Annotated in this window: 7 protein-coding genes; 4 read left to right on the top strand and 3 right to left on the bottom strand. The window is 40.3% G+C overall.

Annotated features, from left to right (window positions below; translation table 11 throughout):
- A partial coding sequence (tnpA, locus tag BMZ28_RS16350) for an IS200/IS605 family transposase (RefSeq protein WP_074824920.1) occupies positions 1-264 on the top strand: 264 nt, incomplete at its 5' end.
- Between the two features lie 97 nt (positions 265-361).
- On the opposite strand, the gene BMZ28_RS16345 is transcribed toward tnpA, so the two are convergent.
- Together BMZ28_RS16345 and BMZ28_RS16340 are read right to left on the bottom strand one after the other, a co-directional pair.
- On the bottom strand, positions 362-1,459 hold the full coding sequence (locus BMZ28_RS16345) for an alkene reductase (RefSeq protein ID WP_074824918.1): 1,098 nt from the start codon (positions 1,457-1,459) through the stop codon (positions 362-364).
- A gap of 54 nt (positions 1,460-1,513) precedes the next feature.
- Positions 1,514-2,113: a TetR/AcrR family transcriptional regulator gene (locus tag BMZ28_RS16340; protein ID WP_047781060.1), complete on the bottom strand. Its 600-nt coding sequence runs from the start codon at positions 2,111-2,113 to the stop codon at positions 1,514-1,516.
- Between the two features lie 258 nt (positions 2,114-2,371).
- Here BMZ28_RS16340 and BMZ28_RS17265 point away from each other — a divergent pair, with 258 nt between their 5' ends.
- The 3 genes from BMZ28_RS17265 (at position 2,372) to BMZ28_RS16330 (ending at position 5,601) form a co-directional block, all read left to right on the top strand.
- On the top strand, positions 2,372-2,785 hold the full coding sequence (locus BMZ28_RS17265) for a PAS domain-containing protein (protein ID WP_053007592.1): 414 nt from the start codon (positions 2,372-2,374) through the stop codon (positions 2,783-2,785).
- Between the two features lie 40 nt (positions 2,786-2,825).
- The gene (locus BMZ28_RS17695; RefSeq protein ID WP_053007591.1) at positions 2,826-3,074 is read left to right on the top strand and encodes a helix-turn-helix transcriptional regulator; all 249 of its coding nucleotides are present in this window, start codon (positions 2,826-2,828) and stop codon (positions 3,072-3,074) included.
- 187 nt (positions 3,075-3,261) lie between these two features.
- Complete coding sequence (locus BMZ28_RS16330; RefSeq protein WP_074824915.1) at positions 3,262-5,601, top strand: Orn/Lys/Arg family decarboxylase; 2,340 nt, start codon at positions 3,262-3,264, stop codon at positions 5,599-5,601.
- A gap of 57 nt (positions 5,602-5,658) precedes the next feature.
- Here the strand turns inward: BMZ28_RS16330 and BMZ28_RS16325 are convergent, their stop codons facing one another.
- Positions 5,659-7,842 (bottom strand): extracellular solute-binding protein, encoded by a 2,184-nt coding sequence (locus BMZ28_RS16325; protein WP_074824912.1) that lies wholly within the window; start codon positions 7,840-7,842, stop codon positions 5,659-5,661.
- Between the last annotated feature and the right edge of the window lie 161 nt (positions 7,843-8,003).

Raw genomic sequence — 8,003 nt, 5'->3', positions numbered from 1 at the left:
TTAGATCACGTTCATTTATTAGTCAAGATCCCACCAAAGCTCTCAGTGTCAGAGGTAATGGGGCACTTGAAAGGAAGAACAGCGATAAGGCTGTTTAATAAATTTCCCTATTTAAGAAAGAAAAAGCTGTGGGGCAACCATTTTTGGGCGAAGGGCTATTGTGTAGATACCGTAGGTGTAAATGCAGAAATGATTCGTAAGTATGTTAAGTATCAAGAGAAACATGAACTTGAAGATAATCAATTAAGCTTAAAAGGGATGTGAAGCGAGGGCCCTATGGGTTCGAGCTTAGTACGCCCCTCAGGGGCGCCAAAGCAATGCCGCCTTCTATGAAGGCGGATTTTTACTAATGAAGACATGCTTATAACGTTGGATAATCAGTATAGCCTTCAGCATCACCACCATAAAATGATTCAGGGCGTTGCTCGTTAAGCTCTGCATGATGCTTCAGGCGCTCAACTAAGTCTGGATTAGCGATATATTTTCTACCAAAGGCAACGGCATCAATATAGCCTTTTTCGATAAGTGCTTCGGCTTTTTCGGCAGTGTAAGCACCGGAGCCGATAATTACGCCGCTAAAGCGTTCACGTACTTTTTGACGGAACTCATCACTATAAGGCTGACCGCCCGCCCAGTCTGGTTCGGATAGGTGTAGATAAGCCATGCCACGTTTACCTAATTCCTCAATCAGATAAAGTGCTTCAGCTTCTGCATTTTCATCATTCACTACGCCCTGAAAGTCTCCGATAGGGGATATACGGATCCCGATACGATCGGCACTCCATGCTTTACTCGCCGCATCAACCACTTCCAACACCAAACGAGCACGGTTTTCAAGGCTACCACCGTATTGATCGGTACGATGATTAGAATTGGAGGAGAGAAACTGGTGCAACAGATAACCATGTGCAGAATGTAGTTCGACCAAATCAAATCCCGCTTCATGCGCGTTAGTTACAGCCTGACGAAAGTCATTTACGATGCCCGGGATTTCTGCCGTTTCTAGTGCACGAGGCAATGAAGTATCAACGCGAATCGCTTTACCATTTTCATCTCGCAAGGTGGTACGGGTTTCGGCGCTGATAGCTGACGGTGCAACCGGAGCCTGTTGGCTTGGTTGTAAGCTACTATGAGAAATACGCCCGGTATGCCAGAGTTGCACGGCCATATGACCTTGTTCTGCATGTACACCGGCAGTAATTTTTTTCCAGGCGGCAATTTGCTCCGGACTATGTAGACCGGGAGCCCCTGCATAACCTTTTGCCTGTGCTGAGATTTGAGTTGCTTCGCTAATAACCAGTCCTGCACTGGCACGTTGGCGGTAGTATTCACCCATTAATGGGGTAGGAATATCGCCAGGTTCAATACTACGCAGACGTGTCAATGGCGCCATAAAAATACGATTTGGTACGGTAACAGCACCCATTTTTAGTGGGGTAAACAATTTTCGTGCTGGCATATGCAATCCTTGAGTAGACCGGTCGTCTAGTATTAAGGTAAATAAAAAAGCCTGTCAGGAGACAGGCTCCGCTAAAATTTTTGTTACGTGGGCAAAAGCAGATTCAAGTGGAACTGCATTACGTGAAATCTTGGCTTGCAGGTTGGCGCCAAGCCAAAGTGCATACATCATATGTGCTTGAGCCTGTGCTTCTCCTGGGAAATCCAGACATTTTTCATCTCTCCCTTTTTGGAGAGCTGAGGTCAGGTGATTGATAACCTGAGCTGCGCCTTTATCCAGCGCATTACGCATATCTTCAGAAAGATCACAAACTTCTGCTGAAAGCTTGACGATAAGGCAGTTAACCATCTGGCGGTGCTGGCAAAAATAATTCAGGCTTTGCTGAAACCAGCTAAGCAAGCGTTCACGATGAGTCGTCTCTTTCTGATTAAAATGCTGCTGTAATTGCTGATCATAAAGTTCGTAATGGCGTTCTAACATAGCGACACCAAAGGCTTCTTTGGATCGAAAATAGTGGTAGAAAGAACCTTTAGGTACTTCAGCGGTGCGTAATAATTCACTTAACCCCATGCCGGTGAAACCCAAATTGAGACAGAGTTTGGCACCAGTGGCAAGCAGGTGTTCACGTGTATCGTGTTCAGTATACGGTTTCATGCCATCAACTCTACTAGACCGGTCGGTCTAATGCAATACTAAAAATATTTCAAATAACAGTGACGGATGGATTAATCACATTCCACCCAATAATTACGGTCTAGACAATAATTTGGGCTCCAATCATAATTATATATATATCTTAAGGTTATCTATTCCCTTAAGATAAATTTTAATACTGGTCATTAAATTTTTTATGTCATCAGGAAAGCTTGCTCCTTAACGTTTTTTAATAATTAAGTTGATTTGGAGTTTGATATGGAAAGTATGGATTTAGATATTTTGGCTAAGAAACTGAAATCTTTGACGGTTAAGATGCCAATAGAAGTTCTGGCATTATGGGAGGCGAGTGAGGATGCATGGTGCCTTAAAAGTATTGATGGCACTATCATCTACGTCAATAAATCGTATCATGACTTAATTACCCCAATTAGCCTTAAAAAAGAGTCATCTTTAAGGCCCTTCAGGGAGATCATAAAAGATCATGACAATATGGTTAGACTTAAAGGACTTAAGGTCGAGGCGGTAGGGGTTTTAGCGCTACATGATGGTAAGGAACTAAGAGCATTTTTTTGTGAACGAATGCCTTTCTATAATAGAAACGCTAAAGTGTCGGGTATTATTAGTCATATCGGCACATTGAACGCGATCACACCAAATTTTTTTATTTAATAATGATATCGGTGAGTTTACCTTTAACAAACCATCAGAAATGTTATCTGATAAAGAATGGGAGATTGCTTTTCTTATTATAGTGGGATTATCTGAAAAAGAGATTGCCAAAAAAGTTAATAGAACAATACGCACAGTGAAATTTCATAAGAGTAATATTTTACAAAAGACAAAATGTACGACTACCAGAGATTTTATCATTTTTGCCAGACAAAATAAGTGGCAGTTTTATGTCCCACCTATATTTGCTAAAATACAATATATAATAAAAAAGGAAAATGTTGCATAATTAACATATTTTTATCTTCTTATCTCATTATTATCTTTCCTGTTTTTTATATGTGATTTATTATTTAATTAACTGTACTTTTAGTACAGTTAATTAGCACTCTGCCACGTGTATGCTATTGATTATCAGCTTATAAAATTACATCTAGCTGAATTTATATTAAATAAACTATAGCATGGAGACGAGTATGAGTGACTCTAATGGTAGACACACGTTGGTTGTTATTATCTCGATAAGTGATAATGGATTAGATATTGGCAATAATTTAAATCAGATTAAATCAGAAGGAATTTTGCAGAACTATATTTTTGTTCACGCAGAAAGATATGAACAGGCAATATCTTTAATTCATCAAGAATCTGAAATCGCCTGTGTTATTATTAATATTTGTAGTTCGTTGAGGCGAGATTTTTGTAATGTTTTCATTAAGAAAATTATTGAAGAGATACGCTCTGAAAATAATAATTTGCCTATATTTCTTTCATCTCCATCACCTATTTTAGCTGAGATGCCGATCGACGTAGTTAAAGAGATTCATGAATGTATCAATATTAATGATGATACATCCGGTTTTATTGCGGGCCGTATTCATTTAGCAATACATCAATATCTTGATAATTTACTTCCGCCTTATTTTAGAGTGTTAAAAAATTATACGGAAGATAAACCTTGTTATTGGGATAACTCTTGGCATCAGGGGACGGTGGATTATTATAACCACCCAATCGGCAGTGAGTTTCTGAATTTTTTCGACGAAAATATTTCAAGTGCTGATGTGGAGGGGGTTACACCTGAAATAGATAATTGGTTTGAGAATAAGGGAGCGCCAGGGGAATCAGAGCAAAGGGCCGCTGTTCTTTTTGGCGCAGATAAAACATTCTATGTCATTGGCGGTGCTTCACAGTCAAATCAGATCGTAGGGCACTCAATTCCACTAAAAGGAAATATTACGTTAGTTGATAGAAGCTGCCATCAGTCCGTGACTCATGAGTTGACCATAACGCAAGCTAATCCGATATATTTTCGGCCATCGAGAAATGGTCTTGGGATCATTGGCTTAATTTCTCCCGATCAATTTAACGAAATGAATATTCGCCAGAAAATAAAAAATAGCTTATTCAGTTATCAGGTGGAAAATCACAATCCGGTTTATGCCATTATTACCAATTGTACCTATGATGGCCTTATTTATAATGTAGAGCTCATTACTAAAAACTTAGCCAACTCAACGCCCAGAATTAAATTTGATGAGGCAGGGTATGCTTATGCAAAATTCCATCCTATTTATACCAAGCGTTTTGCGATGGATATGCCAAAAAACGATCCTCATCAGCCAACTTTATATGCAGTCCAGTCAACCCACAAAATATTGTCGGCATTATGCTCTACCTCAATGATTCATATCCGTAATTCTGAACGGGCACCGGTTAATTATGCCGTATTTAATGAAGCTTTTACGATGCATGAAACCGTCTCACCATTTTATCCTATTATCGCCTCTATCGATGTCGCGACAGCCATGACGGATGGCAAAGCCTTAATTGCAGCGGCTATTGATGATGCAATTAATTTTAGAAAAATCATGATGACGATAAAGAATAAGATTGTTGAAGAAAACTCAACCGATTGGTTTTTTAGTATTTGGCAGCCTGAGACCGTACTTCAGAAGGGGAAACTCGTGCCTTTTATTGATGTCCCAAACTCTGTACTCGCTCATGATTCGACATTATGGAAGTTGAATGAAAAGGATACCTGGCATGGATTTAAAAAAATGCCCGATGGATATGCCATGCTCGATCCGATTAAAGTTACCATAATTTGCCCAGGCTTAAATGTACAGGGGGAAATGAGTGAGTTTGGTATACCAGCTCAAATCGTCACAAAATATCTGGAGGCACAGCGTATAACGCCGGCCAGGAATGGCGATTATAATATTCTTATCTTGTTTGCTTTAGGCGCAACTCAAGAGAAATGGGGTAGCTTGGTGGATTTACTGATGATATTTAAACGTCATCATGATAACAACACACCAATAAAAGCGATTCTTCCTGATATTTATTCACACTCATTTATCTATGAAGGCATGGGATTAGCCGATCTGTGTAAAGCTATCCACCAAACGAATATTGAATTAAATATCACCAAACTCTCGGAATTAGCTTGTGCCGTAGAAACGCTGCAAGTATTAACACCTTCACAAGCTTATGATTGCCTGATCGATGATAATACCGAGCTGGTTGACCTTTATAATATTAAAGATCGAACTATTGGGGTTATGGTAACACCTTATCCGCCGGGTATTCCTTTAGTGATGCCCGGGGAGTCCATTAATGAGGAGTCATCGGCGATTATTGATTATCTGATGGCTGTAGAAGAATTTGGTAAACGTTTTCCGGGCTTTGAGCATGAATTACAAGGCATTGATATTGATGAGAGCGGAGAATATAAAGTTCGATGTATAAAAGAAGAGTATTTATTCTTGGCTGAGGACCTGCAAGACGCCTTATTTACCAAGAATTTTATCTAACAGCATCTGGCCTCCCGATGATGATATTGGGGGCTATTTTTTCTTGGTGATCGTGTTTTAACCTCGAAACTCATTATCGGTTAAACGGGTATTAATGTATTGCACCGTTTCTTCGGTGGTCATAATACCATTTATCCGGTTACCAATGGCTTGACCAATAGCCTTTTCTACCATTCTTAAATTCAAACTGCTGCCGTCCTGAAAAAATGTTTCTCTCACTCCGTTGTAACCCGTTTTATGCGGTATATCCAGCCATGGGTAATATTCCATAATGTCCGGATTATCATAGACGCAGTTGTTTGCGGAGGTACCTCCTAATAAGACTAATTGTTCTGCTATTTCATCAGAGAATACCCATTTGAAAAATTCTGCTACCTCAGCTTCTTTTTGACTGAATTTTGACATGCCTAATGAGCCACCACCAATCAAGGCCTTGCTATCCGGAACGTTATCTACGCCAACAAGCGGGGAGATAGCACTATGCTGGGTATGAGAAAACAGATTCATATACACAATAATCATGGCGACGCTGCCGCTTTCAAATAAAGAAACCGACTCATTCCACCAGGTCGCCGATAGCTTTTTGACCACGCTCAGACTGTCTACGTATTGCTGAATAGCCTGTGTACCGAGTACTGGATCCAGTTTTAGGCTACAGTCTTCTTGGCGTAAGCGTCCACCCAAGGAGTAATAACGCAGGAGAAACTCTGAGGCGACAATTTCAGTATTACCAAGACTGGCACAAGAACCGTATTCTAACGGCGATTGTGGATTAAGGGCTCGGGAAAAGAAGCGGGTAATGATGTCGAATTCTGCAAAGGTAGTCGGCGGTGCCAGTTCTCGCTTATATTCTTCATAAAACATTCGTTTTATTTTGGCATCATTAAATAAATCTTTGCGATAAAACAGCATTTGAATGCTGGGATCAAACGGGATAGCGTAAAACTGATTGTTAACCTGACTATAACGTTTAACGATTTGCTGAGAGTAGTTTGTTAGCAACTGATAAACGTCGCTGCCTAACTCTTTCAATGGCTTGAGCGTGGACTTGGCAAACCAGGGGAGCCCGGCCATATCAATACGAATAATATCGTAATATTGATGATGCTCAAGATTAGTCAGAATTTCATAAATATCGTTAAATTGGTGCACGTTTAACCGAACATCAATACCGCTTTGATGCTTGAAGTGAGGTAACAGTTTTTTCAACGCATTCGTTGATGGGCTAGGTAAAGTCAGTAGATTCAGGCTTCGAGTGGTGGTAACCGATGATAAGATCTCGGGCTGGTTTCGAAACATAAACCCGCGGTTTTTAATATTTATCTCAGGCTGGCTTGGCTGGTCTGGATTATGAAGCAGTAGCTCGGCAATACGTTTACCCAAGAGTTCATAATTCATGTGGTACTGATGTATCCGTTCTTCAACGATAAACTCCGCATCAGACAGGCTATAAATTAGCGGTTTATTGCCAAGGTTACCTAAAAAATCCGCATTTTTAATGTAGCGAGCTTTTTCGATATCGCTGGTAATAATAGCCTCGGGAACAGCATCAGTAAAAAAATTGAATGCATCATTATAAGCCCGAGAAGGGAAGGTTTGAATATGGGTGAGCTGCCGTTCAGCGTGTTGAGATAACCAGTATTGTTCAAACCCCTGCTTAAATTCGCTGGTACAGCTGTATTTACCTAAATCGGTATATAAACCAATATGTTTAAGGCCCTTATTTTTAATTTCTTCGGCTATTTGCTGGCCAGCCAACTGAAAATCTAATGACAGATATTGCTGCGCATGTGGAATATTTCTGTAGGCAAAAACGATTTTTTCCGGCTCAATCTTTAATTGATTGTAATACTCATTGGCGTCTTCCAGGCAGGAAACGGTAATGACTGCGTAGTTTCGCTTAGCGGCAATTTTGGGGATAAACTGAAGTTCGTTCTGTTGTTGGTCGTTAGTAATATACAGTTCTATTTCATACCCTTGGCGGGATAAGAGATTGTGCAAGCCGAGATAGAGCTTATTGTAATGGGTCGTCGTCATATCCGGTAAAATGACGGATATGGTATTAGTATGACCAGCCCTCAAAGATTTTGCCTGAGCATTTAACTGGTAGCCGACTTGCATGGCGGCGCGCTCAACCGCTTTAATTTTCTCTACGCTGACATTTCCTCGGCCGTTTAAAACGTTGGAAACGGTTCCATGAGAGACCCCCGCCATTTTTGCAATATCTTTGATAGTCGGCATAAATTTATCCTGGCTAATCTTTGCATTGAATTCTAGCACTTGAGATGAGTTAACCTCAATCAACGACTATCTGGCGGGCGTGCAATAGCCTATCAATTTTTGTTTTCATCAATGATTTCATGCAGATGATAGTAATCTGCGTATCCAATTAGTGAACGCGC

It is taken from the genome of Pragia fontium DSM 5563 = ATCC 49100, from assembly GCF_900112475.1.
GTDB lineage: Bacteria > Pseudomonadota > Gammaproteobacteria > Enterobacterales > Enterobacteriaceae > Pragia > Pragia fontium.
Note: the sequence above shows the minus strand (reverse complement) of the source record. Positions and strands in the feature narration are given on the sequence as shown.